The 17,179-nt window shown below is 63.5% G+C and carries 15 protein-coding genes; 14 read left to right on the forward strand and 1 reads right to left on the reverse strand.

Annotation, left to right across the window (positions count from 1 at the left end):
* The first annotated feature begins 427 nt into the window (after nucleotides 1–427).
* From gyrA to aroA, 7 genes are all read left to right on the forward strand, one after another.
* Nucleotides 428–3,079 (forward strand): DNA gyrase subunit A, encoded by a 2,652-nt coding sequence (gyrA, locus tag LDO29_RS01240; protein ID WP_224077975.1) that lies wholly within the window; start codon nucleotides 428–430, stop codon nucleotides 3,077–3,079.
* 82 nt (nucleotides 3,080–3,161) lie between these two features.
* Nucleotides 3,162–3,725, forward strand: coding sequence for a DUF2059 domain-containing protein (locus tag LDO29_RS01245; protein ID WP_224077976.1), 564 nt, complete (start codon nucleotides 3,162–3,164; stop codon nucleotides 3,723–3,725).
* 113 nt (nucleotides 3,726–3,838) lie between these two features.
* The gene (gene serC / locus LDO29_RS01250) at nucleotides 3,839–4,990 is read left to right on the forward strand and encodes a 3-phosphoserine/phosphohydroxythreonine transaminase (RefSeq protein WP_224077977.1); all 1,152 of its coding nucleotides are present in this window, start codon (nucleotides 3,839–3,841) and stop codon (nucleotides 4,988–4,990) included.
* A gap of 93 nt (nucleotides 4,991–5,083) precedes the next feature.
* Nucleotides 5,084–6,232 carry a prephenate dehydratase gene (pheA, locus tag LDO29_RS01255; RefSeq protein WP_224077978.1) on the forward strand — a complete coding sequence of 383 codons (1,149 nt, stop codon included), beginning with the start codon at nucleotides 5,084–5,086 and terminating at the stop codon, nucleotides 6,230–6,232.
* Between the two features lie 32 nt (nucleotides 6,233–6,264).
* Complete coding sequence (gene hisC / locus LDO29_RS01260; RefSeq protein WP_224077979.1) at nucleotides 6,265–7,395, forward strand: histidinol-phosphate transaminase; 1,131 nt, start codon at nucleotides 6,265–6,267, stop codon at nucleotides 7,393–7,395.
* A gap of 67 nt (nucleotides 7,396–7,462) precedes the next feature.
* Nucleotides 7,463–8,359 carry a prephenate dehydrogenase gene (locus LDO29_RS01265; protein ID WP_224077980.1) on the forward strand — a complete coding sequence of 299 codons (897 nt, stop codon included), beginning with the start codon at nucleotides 7,463–7,465 and terminating at the stop codon, nucleotides 8,357–8,359.
* 38 nt (nucleotides 8,360–8,397) lie between these two features.
* Nucleotides 8,398–9,702 (forward strand): 3-phosphoshikimate 1-carboxyvinyltransferase, encoded by a 1,305-nt coding sequence (gene aroA, locus LDO29_RS01270; RefSeq protein WP_224077981.1) that lies wholly within the window; start codon nucleotides 8,398–8,400, stop codon nucleotides 9,700–9,702.
* Here aroA and LDO29_RS01275 read toward each other — a convergent pair.
* Entirely contained in the window at nucleotides 9,692–9,904 is a 213-nt protein-coding gene (locus LDO29_RS01275; protein ID WP_224077982.1) for a DUF2061 domain-containing protein, read from the reverse strand. The two genes, aroA and LDO29_RS01275, sit on opposite strands and share 11 nt — an antisense overlap.
* Before the next feature lie 133 nt (nucleotides 9,905–10,037).
* Here LDO29_RS01275 and cmk point away from each other — a divergent pair, with 133 nt between their 5' ends.
* From cmk to rfaE1, 7 genes are all read left to right on the forward strand, one after another.
* On the forward strand, nucleotides 10,038–10,703 hold the full coding sequence (cmk, locus tag LDO29_RS01280; protein WP_224077983.1) for a (d)CMP kinase: 666 nt from the start codon (nucleotides 10,038–10,040) through the stop codon (nucleotides 10,701–10,703).
* 157 nt (nucleotides 10,704–10,860) lie between these two features.
* A complete protein-coding gene (rpsA, locus tag LDO29_RS01285) occupies nucleotides 10,861–12,555 on the forward strand; it encodes a 30S ribosomal protein S1 (protein WP_224077984.1) in 1,695 nt (564 codons plus the stop codon).
* A gap of 30 nt (nucleotides 12,556–12,585) precedes the next feature.
* A complete protein-coding gene (locus LDO29_RS01290; protein WP_224077985.1) occupies nucleotides 12,586–12,999 on the forward strand; it encodes an integration host factor subunit beta in 414 nt (137 codons plus the stop codon).
* A gap of 193 nt (nucleotides 13,000–13,192) precedes the next feature.
* Complete coding sequence (locus tag LDO29_RS01295) at nucleotides 13,193–13,513, forward strand: lipopolysaccharide assembly protein LapA domain-containing protein (RefSeq protein ID WP_224077986.1); 321 nt, start codon at nucleotides 13,193–13,195, stop codon at nucleotides 13,511–13,513.
* A gap of 3 nt (nucleotides 13,514–13,516) precedes the next feature.
* The gene (gene lapB, locus LDO29_RS01300) at nucleotides 13,517–14,746 is read left to right on the forward strand and encodes a lipopolysaccharide assembly protein LapB (RefSeq protein ID WP_224077987.1); all 1,230 of its coding nucleotides are present in this window, start codon (nucleotides 13,517–13,519) and stop codon (nucleotides 14,744–14,746) included.
* Between the two features lie 36 nt (nucleotides 14,747–14,782).
* The gene (locus tag LDO29_RS01305) at nucleotides 14,783–16,156 is read left to right on the forward strand and encodes a UDP-glucose dehydrogenase family protein (RefSeq protein WP_224077988.1); all 1,374 of its coding nucleotides are present in this window, start codon (nucleotides 14,783–14,785) and stop codon (nucleotides 16,154–16,156) included.
* A gap of 51 nt (nucleotides 16,157–16,207) precedes the next feature.
* Nucleotides 16,208–17,155, forward strand: coding sequence for a D-glycero-beta-D-manno-heptose-7-phosphate kinase (gene rfaE1, locus LDO29_RS01310; RefSeq protein ID WP_224077989.1), 948 nt, complete (start codon nucleotides 16,208–16,210; stop codon nucleotides 17,153–17,155).
* Nucleotides 17,156–17,179: the final 24 nt, after the last annotated feature.

The raw sequence follows: 17,179 nt of genomic DNA on the forward strand, positions 1-17,179 counted from the left end.
CTCTCAGGATGAGATCACCGCAGGGTTACTGCGAGCAAATGGACGAAAACAAGTCATACATTCTTCGGAGTATAACATTCTCGATGTGGTGTATGCTCCACTTCGAACAATGTCTGGCTCTTCGCTGGGGAATTGTGCCACAAGGCTCGTTTCCTAAGAAGTAAATATATTCGATTCAATCAATGGGTTTTGGGCCTGTGGTGTTTGTGCAACATGGGTCTTGAACTACCCGCAAAGCCTTGTGGCATCAGGCTTTGCGGGTTTCACTCAGGCGCGTCTGGAGGGGCGGGTCGGCCCGGTGCAGGTGGGCGGAGGCGGGTGCGCGCGCATGTTAGAATGGCATGTTGGCCAGCCGCCGGATGCCTCGCGCATTGGGTGGAAATCCGGGCCTCCTTTCGCTTAAACCCGCCGCATAAACCACGCCGCAATGGATCCATTCGCAAAAGAAACCCTTCCGGTCTCCCTCGAAGAGGAAATGCGCCGCTCGTATCTGGATTACGCAATGAGCGTGATCGTGGGCCGGGCGCTTCCCGATGTCCGAGATGGCCTGAAGCCGGTGCACAGGCGCGTGCTCTATGCGATGCATGAGCTCAACAACGACTGGAACCGGCCGTACAAGAAATCGGCCCGTATCGTCGGTGATGTGATCGGTAAGTACCACCCGCACGGCGATACTGCTGTATACGATACGATCGTCCGCATGGCGCAGGATTTCTCGCTGCGCTACATGCTGGTCGACGGCCAGGGGAATTTCGGTTCGGTGGACGGGGATAACGCGGCAGCAATGCGTTATACCGAAATCCGCCTTTCGAAAATCGCCCACGAGATGCTGCACGACATCGACAAGGAAACTGTCGATTTCGATCCGAACTATGACGGTTCGGAAAAAGAACCCGCTATTCTCCCGGCGCGAATTCCGAATCTCCTTATCAATGGTTCGTCGGGTATTGCGGTCGGCATGGCCACGAATATTCCGCCGCATAACCTGAATGAAATCGTCGACGGCTGTCTTCACCTGCTGCGCAATCCGCAGGCGACGGTGGATGAGCTGATTGAATTGATTCCCGCGCCCGATTTCCCGACTGCCGGCATTATCTACGGCATCCAGGGCGTACGTGAAGGCTACCGCACCGGACGTGGCCGCGTCGTCATGCGTGCCCGCACGCACTTCGAGGACATCGACCGCGGCCAGCGCCAGGCCATCATCGTCGACGAGCTGCCGTACCAGGTGAACAAGCGCACGCTGCTCGAGCGCATCGCCGAACTGGTCACCGACAAGAAGATCGAAGGCATTTCGGACATCCGCGACGAGTCGGACAAGTCCGGCATGCGCGTGGTGATCGAACTCAAGCGCAATGAAGTGCCTGAGGTCGTCCTCAACAATCTATATAAGAACACCCAGCTCCAGGACACCTTCGGTATGAACATGGTGGCCCTGGTCGACCGCCAGCCACGCCTGCTCAACCTGAAGCAGATGCTGGAGTACTTCCTGCAGCATCGCCGGGAAGTGGTGACCCGCCGCACGGTGTTCGAACTGCGCAAGGCGCGCGAGCGCGGCCATGTGCTGGAAGGCCTCGCCGTGGCGCTGGCCAATATCGACGAGTTCATCGCGATCATCAAGGCGGCGCCGACGCCACCCATTGCGAAGCAGGAACTGATGGCGAAGTCTTGGGATTCGGGCCTGGTTCGCGAGATGCTCGCGCGCGCCGAATCCGACACGCCGGGTGGCCGTGCTTCGTATCGTCCGGATGGCCTGCCGGCCGTGTTCGGCATGCAGGCCGACGGCCTGTACCGCCTCTCGGATTCCCAGGCGCAGGAAATCCTGCAGATGCGACTGCAACGCCTCACGGGCCTGGAGCAGGACAAGATCGTCCAGGAGTACCGCGATGTGATGGCGATCATCGCCGATCTGCTTGATATCCTGGCCCGTCCGGAGCGTATCACGACCATCATTTCCGACGAACTGACGGCAATCCGCGCGGAATTCGGCGACGGGCGCCGCTCGCAGATCGAGTTGAACGCGACCGAACTGGATACCGAGGACCTGATCACCCCGCAGGACATGGTGGTCACGCTGTCCCACAGCGGCTACATGAAGAGCCAGCCGATTTCCGAGTACCGGGCACAGAAGCGCGGCGGTCGCGGCAAGCTGGCCACGGCGACCAAGGAAGACGACTGGATCGACACGCTGTTCGTGGCCAATACCCACGACTACATCCTGTGTTTCTCCAACCGTGGCCGCCTGTATTGGCTGAAGGTTTACGAAGTGCCGCAGGGCTCGCGCAATTCGCGCGGCCGGCCGATCGTCAACATGTTCCCGCTGTCCGACGGCGAGAAGATCAACGTCATCCTGCCAGTGCGGCAGTTTGATGCCGAGCATTTCATCTTCATGACCACCGCGCGCGGCACGGTCAAGAAGACTGCGCTGACGGAATTCTCCAATCCGCGCAAGGCCGGCATCATCGCGGTCGATCTCGACGACGGTGACTACCTGATCGGCGCCGCGGTCACCGATGGCCAGCACGACGTGATGCTGTTCTCGGACGCCGGCAAGGCCGTGCGCTTCGATGAAAACGACGTACGCCCGATGGGCCGCCAGGCGCGCGGCGTGCGCGGCATGAACCTCGACGACGGCCAGTCGGTCATTGCCATGCTGGTGGCGCCGGCCGAGACCGCGGAGCAGGCCGAAGCCGGTGCGCCGGGCAGCGTGCTCACCGCGACGGAGAACGGCTACGGCAAGCGCACGCCCATCGCCGAGTACACTCGACACGGCCGCGGCACCAAGGGCATGATTGCGATCCAGACAAGCGAGCGCAATGGCCGTGTGGTGGCTGCTGCACTGGTTTCGCCCGAGGATGAAATCATGCTGATCACCACCGGCGGCGTGCTGATCCGTACACGCGTAGCCGAAATCCGCGAGATGGGCCGCGCGACGCAAGGTGTCACGCTGATCAATGTCGACGAAGGCACCAAGCTCTCGGGCCTGCAGCGCATTGTGGAAAGCGATGCCGACAACGGCTCCGGCTCGGAAGAGGCGGAAGAGGCCGATGGCGCTGCCGATGCCGACGCCAATTCGTAAGTTGTTGCAACAATAGGACACCGGCCGGAACTCGCCAGACGGCGGTCCGGACTAAAACGGACATATTTTCCAGGGAGTCATAATGCTCAAAACCTATCGACGTATCGCTGTTCTGGCTGCTTTCGTTCCGACGTTCATGGTGGCGCAGCATGCGCACGCGCAGGACGCCGAAAAGACGGCTGCCATCAAGGAACTGCTTTCCGTCATGCAGGCCGACCAGGCTGTGAAGGGCCAGGCCGACAACTGGCAGCAAGGCGCCAAGCAGGAAGCTCCGCTGGTGCTTGAGCAGGTGCTGGTCGAGAACAAGACGCTGAGCGACAAGCAGAAGCAGGCCGCGGTCGAGAAGCTGAAGAAGAATGGCGCTGTGCAGCGCATGGTCGATGGCGCCGGTACGGCATTCAATACCGACGGCTTCAGGAAGGACGCCATCCAGGCTCACTACGATGCCTTCGGCAAGTACTACAGCACGCAGGAAATCAAGGACCTGACCACGTTCCTGAAGTCGCCGACCGGCCAGAAGTTCATGGCCAACCAGGGCAAGGCGACCCAGGAGATCTGGGGTTCGATGATGCAGAAGTATGGCCCGCAAGTCGGCAAGTCGATGCGCGACGCCGCCGAGAAGGAAATCTCGGCCGCCGCGAAGTAACTTCGGGCGAAGGGGCGCAGGTCCGGCGCCCGCCCGCATCGCCCAACGGGATACGGGTTTGAGGGATAATGGCTGCTTGGGTTACACCGGCAGCCATTTTTCTTTTCCAGTCCATGAACGATCCACAGACTCCCGCCCTCGCTGGCATGCAGCGCGCATTGGCCGAACGTGTCTTCAACTTCTCGCCGGGTCCGGCGGCATTGCCCGCCGAAGTGCTGCAACAGGCTGCCGAGGAGATGCTGTCATGGCATGGAACGGGCGTGTCGGTCATGGAAATGAGTCACCGAAGCAAGGAGTTCGAAGGCATTCTGGCCGAGGCAACCGCAGACCTGCGGGAATTGCTCCAGATCCCCAGGAACTTCCGCATCCTGTTCCTGCAGGGCGGCGCCATCGGCGAGAACGCGATCGTGCCGCTGAACCTGATGCGCTTGCGCAATGCCGAGCGTCCCAAGGCGGATTTCGTGGTGACGGGAGCCTGGTCCGTCAAGACCGAGCAGGAAACCCGGCGTTATGGCGAAGTCAACATCGCCGCATCGAGCGCGGACCGGAAGTTCGTCGATATTCCGGCCTTGTCGGACTGGAAGCTGTCGGATGACGCGGCATATGTGCATCTTTGCACCAACGAAACGATCGGTGGCGTGGAGTTCCAGGAAGTCCCGGACATCGGGCAAGGCAAGGGCCGGATCGTTGTAGCGGACGCTTCCAGCCATATCCTGTCGCGTCCGGTCGACTGGTCGCGCGTGCAGGTGATGTATGGCGGCGCGCAAAAGAACATCGGCCCGGCCGGCGTGACCATCGTGATCGTGCGAGAGGACCTGCTGGGCCACGCCCATCCGCTGTGCCCGTCCGCTTTCAACTGGCGCCTGGTCGCGGAGCATGACTCCATGTACAACACGCCGCCAACCTACGCCATCTACATTGCGGGGCTGGTGTTCAAGTGGCTCAAGCGCCAGGGCGGCGTGGCGGCCATCGAGCAGCGCAACATCGCCAAGGCCAGCGCGCTGTACACGTTTCTCGACCAGAGCGATTTCTATCGCAACGAGATCGATCCGAGCTGCCGTTCGCGCATGAACGTGCCGTTCTTCCTCGCTGACGAAACCCGCAACGAGGCATTCCTGCAGCAGGCCCGCGCCAACGGCCTTGTGCAACTCAAGGGCCACAAGTCCGTGGGCGGCATGCGCGCCAGCATCTACAACGCAATGCCGATCGAAGGCGTGTATGCCCTGATCGACTTCATGCGAGAGTTCGAACGCGCCTCCGCCTGACGGCGCCGCGTCGGCCAACCGCGTGCCATGGGGCGCGCGGCATCGTTTTATTCTCAGGCCCTCCTGCCGGGAGCGGCCCAACGGGTTCCTGCAATGACAAGCGAAGACAACAACACCGCGCGCGAGGAGACGGAGCAGAGCGGTGCTTCTCCGAGCGAGGCGGAGCGTGCGCTCGGCGCCGAACTGGCCCCGCTGCGCGAGCAGATCGATACCGTCGACCGCGAACTGCTGGCCATGCTGAACCGCCGCGCGCAGCTCGCACTCGATGTCGGTGAAGTGAAGAAGAAGTACGGCGCGCCGGTGTTCCGCCCCGAGCGCGAGCTGCAGGTCATCCGCAAGGTGCAGGCTGCCAACCCGGGGCCGCTGCTGGGCGAGAGCGTCGCGTCGATCTGGCGCGAAGTGATGTCGGCTTGCCGCGGACTGGAGAAGCCGCTTGAGATCGCTTTCCTCGGCCCTGCTGGCACCTTCTCCGAACAGGCCCTGTATGCCCACTTCGGACACGAGGTAACAGGCGTGCCGTGCCCGAGCATCGACGAGGTGTTCCGTGCGGTAGAGGCGGGGACCGTCGAGTACGGCGTGGTTCCCGTGGAGAATTCCACCGAGGGCGCGGTGTCGCGCACGCTGGACCTGTTCCTGCAGACTTCGCTGAAGATCAGCGGCGAGATCGCGCTGAAGGTCCACCACAATCTGATGGCTGCTTCGCCTGACATGAAGGGCGTCAAGGTGGTGCGCGCGCACGCCCAGGCGTTGGCGCAGTGCCAGCACTGGCTGACGGCCAACTATCCGCACCTGGAGCGGCAGGCCGTATCGAGTAACGCCGAAGCCGCGCGCATGGCGAGCGAAGATCCCGCTGTCGCGGCGATTGCCGGTGAATCGGCGGCCAACCGCTATCACCTGCACATCATCCGGTCCCATATCCAGGACGATCCGCACAACCGCACGCGCTTTGCCGTGATCGGCCGGTACGAGACCGAGCCGTCGGGCAGCGACCAAACGTCGATGATCCTGTCGGTGCCCAACAAGGCGGGCGCCGTCTACCAGCTGCTTGCACCGCTGGCGGAGAACGGCGTGTCGATGTGCCGCTTCGAGTCGCGCCCGGCGCGCAGCGGCGCGTGGGAGTACTACTTCTACGTGGACGTGGAAGGCCACCAGCATGAGCCGGCGGTGGCGCGTGCGATCGAGACACTGCGGCGCAATGCCGCGTACCTGAAGGTGCTCGGGTCGTACCCGTCCAGCAAGTAAGCACGAGCGTGGGCACGAGGCAAGGAGACAAGATGGCAGAGCAAGGCAAGCAGGGCGGCAAGGTACCGTTCGGTCCGGACTATGTCAGGGCCATTTCGCCCTACGTGGCGGGCAAGCCGATTTCGGAGGTCGCGCGGGAGTTCGGGCTGGATGAGGCGAGCATCGTCAAGCTTGCGTCGAACGAGAACCCGCTGGGCATGCCGGAATCTGCGAGGCACGCGGTGGCCGCGGCAATTGCCGAACTGGGTCGCTATCCCGATTCGAACGGTTTCGAACTGAAGGCCGCGCTTTCCACAAAGCTAGGTGTGCCGCAGGACTGGCTCACGCTGGGAAACGGCAGCAACGACATCCTTGAACTGGCCGCGCACGCGCTCGTCACGCCGGGGCAGTCGGTGGTGTACGCCGAATACTCGTTCGCTGTCTACGCGCTCGCGACCCAGGAAATCGGCGCGCGTGCGATCGAGGTGAAGGCGCGCGACTATGGCCATGACCTCGAAGCCATGGCAGCGGCGATCGCCCCCGATACCCGGCTGGTGTTCATCGCCAACCCGAACAATCCGACCGGGACTTTCGCGCCGGCGGCGGCACTGGAAGCGTTCCTGGCCAAGGTGCCCGCCCACGTGGCCGTGGTGCTGGACGAGGCGTACAACGAATACCTCGACGATGAGCAGCAATATGATTCGGTGGCGTGGGTGCGCCGCTACCCTAACCTGCTGGTATCGCGCACGTTCTCCAAGGCATACGGGCTGGCCGGGCTGCGCATCGGCTATGCCGTGGCGCAGCCCGAGCTGACCGATCTGCTGAATCGCATTCGCCAGCCGTTCAACGTCAATAGCGTGGCCCAGGCCGCGGCCGTGGCTGCGCTGGGAGACACGGCATTCCTGCAGCGCAGCGCCGAGCTGAACCGCGCGGGCAAAGCCCAGTTGGTCGACGCGTTTTCGCGCCTCGGGCTCGAGTCCGTACCATCGTCCGGCAATTTCGTGCTGGTACGCGTTGGCGATGACGATGAAGCCGGTGCACGTGTCAACCTGGCGCTGCTCAGGCAGGGCGTGATCGTCCGCCCCGTGGGCAACTATGATTTGCCGCGCTGGCTGCGTGTCACGATTGGCTTGCCCGACGAGAATGCCGCATTGATTGCGGCACTGGAGCGCGCGCTGAAGTGAGCCGCGCGACGACGATGCATTCCTGTTTTCGAATTCCCCGTATTGCCCGCCCCCGAGGGCTGAGATTGTGAGCGCTTTGCATTTTTCCCGTGTTGTGATTGTCGGTGTCGGCCTGATTGGCGGCTCGCTCGCGCTTGCGCTCAAGCGTGCGGGCGTTGTCGGCAAGGTAGTGGGCGTGGGCCGGTCGCCGGCGTCGCTGCAGAAGGCGATTGACCTGGGTGTCATCGACGAAGCGGCTTCGCTGGAAGATGCCGCGCGCGACGCCAGCCTGATCGTGCTGTGCGCGCCCGTGGCGCAGAATTTCGCCTTGCTGCATGCGCTGGAGCCGCACCTGCGGCCGGGCACCATCGTGACGGATGCTGGCAGCACCAAGTCCGATGTGATCATGGCGGCCAAGACGGCGCTTGGCGACAAGGTGGCCCAGTTCGTTCCGGCGCACCCGATCGCGGGCCGCGAACTCAATGGCGTCGAGGCCGCGCTTGCTGACCTCTATGCCGGCAAGAAGACCGTGCTGTGCCCGCTGCAGGAAAACTCTCGCGCCGATGTTGCCGCGGTGCGTGCGATGTGGGAAAGCGCTGGTGCCGAGTGCCACGTCATGTCCGCCGTGCAGCACGATGCGGTGTTCGCCGCGGTCAGTCATCTGCCGCACGTGCTTTCCTACGCGCTGGTGGCGCAGGTCGGCAATGCCGAGGACGCGGCGCTCAAGCTCGCCTTCGCTGGTGGTGGTTTCCGCGACTTCACGCGTATTGCCGCGTCGTCTCCGGAAATGTGGCGCGACATCTGTGTCGCCAACCGCGAGGCCCTGCTGCGCGAACTGAATACCTACCAGTCGGTGCTGGCGCATCTCAGGACGCAGATCGAGAAGGGCGACGGCGCGGCGCTGGAGCGCATATTTACGCGTGCGAGCAAGATCCGCCTGCAATGGGGCGCGGACCGTGCGGCCGCCGCCAATATTGAACCCTGAACCGGCGCGGCCGTCATCCGCGCCCTAGCGTGAATACCATGGAACACCTGACGCTTGGCCCCCTTACCCGCGCCGCGGGCACTGTCCGTCTGCCGGGCTCGAAAAGCATTTCCAACCGCGTGCTGCTGCTGGCGGCGCTGGCCGGCGGCGAGACGCGTGTGCGCGACCTGCTCGATTCCGACGACACCCGCGTCATGCTGCAGGCGCTGAAGGCCCTCGGCGTGGCGTGGCGCCAGGAGGGCAGCGACTATGTCGTGATCGGTTCCGGCGGCAATTTTCCGCTCAAGGCGGCCGAACTGTTCATGGGCAATGCCGGCACGGCAATTCGCCCGTTGACCGCCGCACTGGCTCTTCAGGGTGGCGACTACAAGCTGTCGGGCGTGCCGCGCATGCACGAACGTCCCATTGGCGACCTCGTGGATGGCCTGCGCCAGGTCGGCGCGGACATCGGCTACCTCGGCAATGAAGGCTATCCGCCGCTGCATATCCGGCCTGCGCAGATTCGCATCGACGCGCCGATCCGCGTGCGCGGCGATGTGTCGAGCCAGTTCCTGACCGCGTTGCTGATGACGTTGCCCATGGCGCAGGCGGCTAGCGGCAGGATCGAGATCGAAGTGGTCGGTGAACTGATCTCCAAGCCCTACATCGAGATCACGCTCAACCTGCTGGCCCGCTTCGGGATCAACGTGGAGCGGCAAGGCTGGGAACGGTTTATTGTGCCGGCCGCTGCGGTCTACCGGTCGCCGGGCGAGATTTTCGTGGAGGGTGACGCGTCGTCGGCGTCCTACTTCCTCGCCGCGGGTGCGATCGGCGGCGGTCCCGTGCGCGTGGAAGGTGTCGGCATGAGCAGCATCCAGGGCGATGTGCGCTTTGCCGAAGCGCTCAACCGGATGGGCGCCAACGTCATGGCCGGAGACAATTGGATCGAAGTACGCGGCACCGAACGCGACGACGGGCGGCTGCACGGCATCGAACTGGATTGCAACCATATTCCCGATGCCGCCATGACGCTGGCAGTGGCCGCGCTGTTCGCCGAAGGCACGACGACGTTGACGAATATCGCGAGCTGGCGGGTCAAGGAAACCGATCGCATTACCGCCATGGCGACCGAGTTGCGCAAGCTCGGTGCGCAGGTGGAAGAGGGTGTGGATTACCTCAAGGTGACGCCACCGGCACAGTGGCAGACGCCGGCCGATGGCATTGGCACCTATGATGACCATCGCATGGCGATGTGTTTCTCGCTGGCCGCGTTCGGCCCGCTGCCGGTCCGGATCAACGACCCGGCCTGCGTGGCCAAGACGTTCCCAGACTATTTCGCGGTGTTTGGCGGCATTACGCGCTGAGCGCCGGGGCACTCGCCTGTGCCAGTTCATGCCGGCGCTCCCGTCGTTCCCAGTAGCGGTCGAAGAAGTAGTGGGCCACAGTATTGACGGCTGGCTCGATGAAGGTGACCGCGCCGCTGACGGCCAGGCTGCCGGTCAGCGCGTAGGTCACGCTGAAGGCGATGCCGAGGTGCATGATGCCGAACGTCAGGGTCTTGGCCATGGTAGATTGCCTCGCGAATGAAGAGGGATAACGGGATCGCGCAGGAATGCAGCGTCGTCGTAGTACTATGAATCAAATGATAATGATTCTCAATTGAACTCACAATCGAAGTTTTCTGTCGGCATCATCAGCAATGACTATCGTTCACGTCATCACCATTGACGGTCCAACCGCCTCGGGCAAAGGCACTGTGGCGCACAAGGTGGCCGACGCGGTCGGCTACCACCTGCTCGACAGCGGTGCGCTGTATCGCCTGGTGGCGCTTGCCAGCGACCGCTCGGGCGTGGACATCGAGGATGTCGATGCCCTTGCAAAAACCGCTTCCCGCCTCGATGTGAAGTTCGGCCCGGACCGCGTCTGGCTGTCCGGCGAGGAAGTGAGCCTGGCGATCCGGGCCGAGGCCATCGGCAACCGCGCCTCGGCCATTGCCGTGCACCAGCCGGTGCGCGACGCGCTGACCAAGCTGCAGCGCGATTTCCGCAAGCTCCCCGGCCTGGTCGCGGACGGGCGCGACATGGGGACGGTGATCTTCCCCGACGCCCAGCTCAAGGTATTCCTGACGGCAAGTGTTGAAGCGCGCGCTCGCAGGCGCTATAAACAATTGATTGATAAGGGAATTTCTGCTAATATCGAAGACCTTTTGCGTGATCTTGAGGCGCGCGACGCGCGGGATCGAAACCGTGCCGCCGCGCCGCTGCGTCCCGCCGAGGATGCGAAACTGCTCGATACCTCCGACATGACGGTGGATCAGGCAGTGGCGCAGGTGCTGGAGTGGTTCGCCGCTGTGCGCAAATACTGACTTCGTCAGGCGTATCCAAGCGGCGGGCGCTGCCTGCACCAAGGTGTCGGCCAGCCGAAAGGCGTGGCCGGCAGTGTTCAACTTGACCCCGCTGCACATGGCAGACTGAGCGCGATCGTCGCGCCGGCCGGTGTACCGCGGATTGCTACTTACGTTTATGTCCGACCTGCAAACTAACGAATCCTTTGCCGCACTGTTCGAGGAATCGATCGCCCGCTCCAATATGAAGGCTGGCGAAGTGATCTCCGCTGAAGTCGTGCGCATCGACCACAACTTCGTGGTCGTCAATGCCGGCCTCAAGTCCGAGGCTTTCGTGCCGGTGGAGGAGTTCCTGAACGACCAGGGCGAACTCGAAGTGCAGGCCGGCGACTATGTCTCCGTGGCCATCGATGCGCTCGAGAACGGCTATGGCGACACCATTCTGTCCCGCGACAAGGCCAAACGCCTGGCATCGTGGCTGAACCTCGAGAAGGCGCTGGAAGACGGCGAAATCATCTCGGGTACCGTGACCGGCAAGGTCAAGGGCGGCCTGACCGTCATGGTCAACGGCATCCGCGCGTTCCTGCCGGGCTCGCTGGTTGACGTGCGTCCGATCAAGGACACCACCCCGTACGAAGGCAAGACCCTGGAATTCAAGGTCATCAAGCTGGACCGCAAGCGCAACAACGTTGTGCTGTCGCGCCGCGCCGTGGTGGAAGCCACGCTGGGCGAAGAGCGCCAGAAGCTGATGGAAACCCTGAAGGAAGGCGCCATCGTCAACGGTATCGTCAAGAACATCACCGACTACGGTGCGTTCGTTGACCTGGGCGGCATCGACGGCCTGCTGCACATCACCGACCTGGCCTGGCGCCGTGTCCGCCACCCGAGCGAAGTGCTGTCGGTTGGTCAGGAAATCACCGCCAAGATCCTCAAGTTCGACCAGGAAAAGAACCGCGTCTCGCTGGGCGTGAAGCAGCTGGGCGAAGATCCGTGGGTCGGCATCTCGCGCCGCTACCCGCAAGGCACCCGCCTGTTCGGCAAGGTGACCAACCTGACCGACTACGGCGCGTTCGTCGAGATCGAAGCCGGCATCGAAGGCCTGGTGCACGTCTCCGAAATGGACTGGACCAACAAGAACGTGGCTCCGTCGAAGGTTGTCCAGCTGGGCGACGAAGTGGAAGTCATGGTCCTGGATATCGACGAAGACAAGCGTCGTATCAGCCTGGGCATGAAGCAGTGCAAGGCCAATCCGTGGGACGATTTCTCGCGCAACCACAAGAAGGGCGACAAGCTGAGCGGCCAGATCAAGTCGATCACCGACTTCGGCGTGTTCATCGGCCTGCCGGGCGGTATCGACGGTCTGGTGCACCTGTCCGACCTGTCGTGGCAAGAGACCGGCGAAGAGGCCGTGCGCAAGTACAAGAAGGGCGACGAAGTCGAAGCCGTGGTCCTGGGCATCGACGTCGACAAGGAACGCATCTCGCTGGGCATCAAGCAGCTGTCGGGCGATCCGTTCAACAACTTCATCTCGGCCAACGACAAGGGCTCGATCGTTACCGGCACCATCAAGGCCGTTGACGCCAAGGGCGCCGTGGTCCAGCTGGCTGACGACGTGGAAGGCTACCTGCGCGCATCGGAAATCTCCGCTGACCGCGTGGAAGACGCCCGCAACGTGCTGAAGGAAGGCGAACAGATCACGGCACTGGTGGTGAACGTCGATCGCAAGTCGCGCAACATCAACCTGTCGATCAAGGCCAAGGACAGCGCCGAGCAGCAGGAAGCCATGCAGAAGTTCCAGGCCGATACCAGCACCGCTGGCACGACCAACCTGGGCGCCCTGCTGAAGGCCAAGCTCGGCCAGGACAACCAGTAATCGCAGGCCCTGACGCCCGCGCGAACGCCCATGACCAAGTCGGAGCTTGTCGAAAAGCTGGCTGCCCGCTTTCCGCAGTTGTTGCTGCGGGATGCGGACATCTCGGTGAAAACGATACTCGACGCGATGTCCGATGCGCTGGCCGATGGCCATCGCATCGAGATCCGCGGATTCGGCAGTTTTGGTCTGAACCGGCGTCCGCCGCGCGTTGGGCGCAACCCCAAGTCCGGCGAACGCGTGCTGGTGCCCGAGAAACGGGTGCCGCACTTCAAGGCGGGCAAGGAGTTGCGCGAACGGGTGGACCGGAACATCGCGCCGTCTTCGGGCGGCTCGGGTAACGGACACCTGGCTGGTACGCCGTCCGGCAAGAGCCCCCAGGGTGCTGCGCCGGGCAGTTCGACAGTGCTGCATGAAGGAAGCGGGCTGAACCTGGCCCGCTCCTGATGCCGCGTGTCGGCCGGCACTGTGTTGTCTCGAATGAAAAAAGCGCCCCACGCGGGGCGCTTTTCATTTAGGGCAGTCCGCCAAGGACGTGCCGTTTTCGATTGCTGGAAGTGATTCCGCTACAATGCCGGGGTCTGCCGCACTCCAGCGATGCGCATCTGCGCTCCCGCAACGTCACGCCTGCCAATACCGCATGAAACTCGTCGCCTGGATTATCCGCATTGTCCTGTTCGCGCTGCTGTTCGTGCTGGCGCTGCGCAATACCGCGGACGCTTCCCTGCAGCTTTTCTTCGACGCCGTCTGGCGTGCTCCGCTGATCCTGATCCTGTTCGTGGCCTTTGTCCTGGGCGCTGTAGCGGCCCTGGCCGCGGTTGCGCCAGGCCTGATGCGCCAGCGTATGGAGGTGGCGCGGCTGCGCCGTGCGCTTGGCGATGCCGGCCGACAGCCGGCGCCCGCCAATGCGGAACGTGACGGCAAGGGTGCTCCTTACAACGTAGTTGGCCCGAAAGTCTGATCCATGATGTTTGAAACCTGGTGGCTGCTGGCGCTGCCACTTGTCTTTGGCCTTGGATGGATGGCGGCGCGCCTCGATGTGCGCCAGCTCATCAGCGAGCAGGGCGCCTTGCCGCGCTCGTATTTCAAGGGCTTGAATTTCCTGCTCAACGAGCAGCCGGACCAGGCCATCGATGCCTTTATCGAAGTGGCCAGGCTGGATCCGGAGACAACCGAGCTCCACTTCGCGCTGGCCGCGCTGTTCCGGCGCCGCGGTGAAACCGAGCGTGCCATTCGCGTGCACCAGAACCTGGCCACACGCCCGGACCTGCCCGAGCCGGAGCGCGAGCACGCCCTGTATGAACTGGGGCAGGATTTCCTGCGTGCCGGCCTGCTCGACCGGGCCGAAGAGTCGTTGCGCCGACTGATGTCCGGCCCGTATGCGGCCTCGGCCAAGCGCGTGCTGCTCGAACTCTATGAAGTGGAGAAGGAGTGGCAGAAGGCCATCGATGCTGCCCGCGAACTGCAGGCTCTCGATAAAAAAGACTACAGCCTTCAGATTGCCCAGTTCTGCTGCGAACTCGCGCAGGATGCGCTGCAACGCAAGCGCCCGGAAGACGCCGTCAAATGGCTGCACCAGGCCGTCGAGGAGAACCCCGCCAATGTGCGCGCCCCGATCCTGCTGGGCGACGTGGCTTTTGCCGCCGGCGATGCCCGCGCAGCGCTGGGGCACTGGCTTGGCATCGAGCGGCAGGATGCCTCGTTCCTGCCGCTGGTGGCCGAGCGCGTGGTGAAAGCCTATGCCGGGCTCGGGGAACAAGGCGTCGCGCTGGACTGGCTGCGGGGCCTGCTCAAGGGCAATCTCGCGCCCGAACTGCTCGACGTTGCATTCAAGACCGAGCTGGAATTGAACGGGCCTGAAGCGGCGACGCGGCTCATGCGCGAGCAACTGCGCCGCCAGCCGACGCTGCTTGCGCTGACCAAATATTTCGAGGCCCAGGCTGCCGGCATGGTGCCGGCCGACGCGGTTGCGGGCAACGGAGGCGAAACTCTGGCCGGCACCGACGAGTCCGCTGACAGCGACAAGGCAAAGGAAACCACGGCGATCCGTGACCTGCTGCAGTTGCGTACGCGTAACCTGGCCCGCTACACCTGCCGCGAATGCGGCTTTCGCGCGCGCCTCTTTTACTGGCAGTGTCCCGGCTGCAACCGCTGGGAGACCTATGCGCCCCGGCGATCGGAAGCACTCGGCTGATCACGCCACCATGCGAAACCATTTCAAGTACATGCTATGAAAGTCACCATTATTGGCAGTGGCTATGTCGGCCTTGTCACCGGCGCGTGCCTGGCCGAACTCGGCAACGACGTGTTCTGCCTCGACGTCGACGAGAAGAAGATTGCCCTGCTCAACGCCGGCGGCGTGCCGATCTACGAGCCGGGCTTGCAGGAGATCATCCAGCGCAACCGTGCCGCGGGGCGGCTGACTTTCTCGACCGACGTCGCAGCCAGCGTCGAGCATGCCGACGTACAGTTCATCGCAGTGGGGACGCCTCCTGACGAAGACGGCTCCGCCGATCTCAGGTATGTGCTCGCAGCGGCACGCAATATCGGCCGCCACATGACTGGCTTCAAGGTCGTGGTGGACAAGTCCACCGTGCCGGTGGGCACGGGCGACCGCGTCTCGGCAGTGATTCGAGAGGAGCTTGCCGCGCGCGGCCTGGAAGACCTGCAGTATTCCGTGGTGTCGAACCCGGAATTCCTCAAGGAAGGTGCTGCGGTGGAAGACTTCATGCGTCCTGACCGCATCGTGCTTGGCTGCGGCGCCGATGCCGCCGGGCGCCACGCGCAGGCCACCATGCGCCAGCTCTATGCACCGTTCAACCGCAACCACGAGCGCACCTTCTACATGGACGTGCGCTCGGCCGAGTTCACCAAGTACGCGGCCAATTCCATGCTGGCCACCCGTATTTCGTTCATGAACGAGCTGGCCAATCTTGCCGACGAGGTCGGTGCCGATATCGAGCTGGTACGCATGGGGATCGGATCAGATCCACGTATCGGCTACAGTTTCCTGTATGCCGGCGCTGGCTACGGCGGTTCCTGTTTTCCCAAGGACGTGCAGGCGCTGATGCGCACTGCGGCTGACCACGGCAAGCCCATGCGCGTGCTGGAGGCCGTGGAGGCTGTCAACGGCGCCCAGAAGCTGGTGTTGGGTGAAAAGGTGGTGCGCCGCTTTGGCGATGACCTGAGCGGGCGCACTTTCGCGCTCTGGGGGTTGGCCTTCAAGCCCAATACCGACGACATGCGCGAAGCGCCTTCCCGCGTGCTCGCACGTGAACTGGTGTCGCGTGGCGCGTCGCTGCGCATGCACGATCCGGTGTCCATGGACGAGGCCAGGCGCGTGCTGGAGGCGGATCTCGCCGACATCCCGGGCGGCCTGGACAGGATCAGCTTCCACACCGGCCAGATGGAGACGCTGGACGGTGCCGACGCGCTCGTGATCGTGACGGAGTGGAAGGTCTTCCGCAGCCCGGATTTCGAGCAGATCAAGCGGCGCCTGAAGGCACCGGTGATCTTCGATGGCAGAAACCTGTACGAGCCGGAAGCCATGGCGCAGGCCGGTCTCGAATACCACGCGATCGGGCGTTCGGGCGCGAAGCGCTGAACGCATCAGCAGGCGGCCGTGTCCCAGTAGGATCGGTATGCCGGAGGAACCATGGGTATGAATCAAATTTCGCAGGATCAGATCCGCCAGGCACGCATCCTGGTGGTCGGCGACATGATGCTGGACCGCTACTGGTTCGGCGACGTCGAGCGTATTTCGCCGGAAGCGCCGGTGCCGGTCGTCCAGATCAAGCGCAGTGACGAGCGCCTGGGCGGCGCGGCCAACGTGGCCCGCAACTCGGCCGCGCTGGGCGCGCAAGTCGGCATGCTCGGCGTCGTGGGCGAGGACGAGCCCGGCCGGACCATCGAATCGTTGCTGTCCGCGTGCAAGGTCCAGCCGTACCTGCACCGTGACGCCAGTGTCAACACGACGATCAAGCTGCGCGTGCTGGCCCACCAGCAGCAGTTGTTGCGCGTGGACTTCGAGAATCCACCCGCGCATGAAGTCCTGCTGTCCGTGCTGGATGGTTTCCAGGAGCTCCTGAATCAGTACGAGGTGCTGGTGCTGTCCGACTATGGCAAGGGCGGGCTGACGCATGTCGGCCGCATGGTCGAGGCCGGCCGCGCAGCGGGCCGGATGGTCCTGGTCGATCCCAAGGGCGACGACTATTCGCGGTACCGTGGTGCCACGCTGATCACTCCCAATCGCTCCGAGATCCGCCGGGTCGTGGGGGCCTGGAAAAGCGAACAGGACCTCACTGCGCGCGCCCAGAACCTGCGTCGGGACCTGCAGCTCGAAGCGTTGCTCCTTACCCGTTCGGAAGAGGGCATGACCCTGTACACGGAGGCAGAGGTCCTGCATGTCTCGGCACAGGCGCGCGAAGTCTATGATGTATCTGGTGCCGGCGATACCGTGATCGCCACGCTGGCGACCATGCTGGCAGCGGGGGTGCCGCTGAAGCAGGCGGTGCAGTTCGCCAACCGCGCAGGCGGCATCGTCGTGGGCAAGCTGGGTACCGCTGTTGTCAGCTATCCGGAGCTGTTCGGCTCGGCTGGTTGAGCGCGTACGTCTTCCGGCGCCTCT

The organism is Cupriavidus laharis, assembly GCF_914271435.1.
Taxonomy (GTDB): domain Bacteria; phylum Pseudomonadota; class Gammaproteobacteria; order Burkholderiales; family Burkholderiaceae; genus Cupriavidus; species Cupriavidus laharis.

Bases quoted from the DNA above. Each gene is read 5' to 3' on its own strand.
- LDO29_RS01245 (WP_224077976.1), top strand. From the start codon at position 3,162: ATGCTCAAAACCTATCGACGTATCGCTGTTCTGGCTGCTTTCGTTCCG.
- LDO29_RS01295 (WP_224077986.1), top strand. From the start codon at position 13,193: ATGAAACTCGTCGCCTGGATTATCCGCATTGTCCTGTTCGCGCTGCTG.
- aroA (WP_224077981.1), top strand. From the start codon at position 8,398: ATGGAACACCTGACGCTTGGCCCCCTTACCCGCGCCGCGGGCACTGTC.
- LDO29_RS01275 (WP_224077982.1), bottom strand. From the start codon at position 9,904: ATGGCCAAGACCCTGACGTTCGGCATCATGCACCTCGGCATCGCCTTC.
- gyrA (WP_224077975.1), top strand. From the start codon at position 428: ATGGATCCATTCGCAAAAGAAACCCTTCCGGTCTCCCTCGAAGAGGAA.
- cmk (WP_224077983.1), top strand. From the start codon at position 10,038: ATGACTATCGTTCACGTCATCACCATTGACGGTCCAACCGCCTCGGGC.
- hisC (WP_224077979.1), top strand. From the start codon at position 6,265: ATGGCAGAGCAAGGCAAGCAGGGCGGCAAGGTACCGTTCGGTCCGGAC.
- pheA (WP_224077978.1), top strand. From the start codon at position 5,084: ATGACAAGCGAAGACAACAACACCGCGCGCGAGGAGACGGAGCAGAGC.
- LDO29_RS01290 (WP_224077985.1), top strand. From the start codon at position 12,586: ATGACCAAGTCGGAGCTTGTCGAAAAGCTGGCTGCCCGCTTTCCGCAG.
- serC (WP_224077977.1), top strand. From the start codon at position 3,839: ATGAACGATCCACAGACTCCCGCCCTCGCTGGCATGCAGCGCGCATTG.
- rpsA (WP_224077984.1), top strand. From the start codon at position 10,861: ATGTCCGACCTGCAAACTAACGAATCCTTTGCCGCACTGTTCGAGGAA.
- LDO29_RS01305 (WP_224077988.1), top strand. From the start codon at position 14,783: ATGAAAGTCACCATTATTGGCAGTGGCTATGTCGGCCTTGTCACCGGC.
- rfaE1 (WP_224077989.1), top strand. From the start codon at position 16,208: ATGGGTATGAATCAAATTTCGCAGGATCAGATCCGCCAGGCACGCATC.
- lapB (WP_224077987.1), top strand. From the start codon at position 13,517: ATGATGTTTGAAACCTGGTGGCTGCTGGCGCTGCCACTTGTCTTTGGC.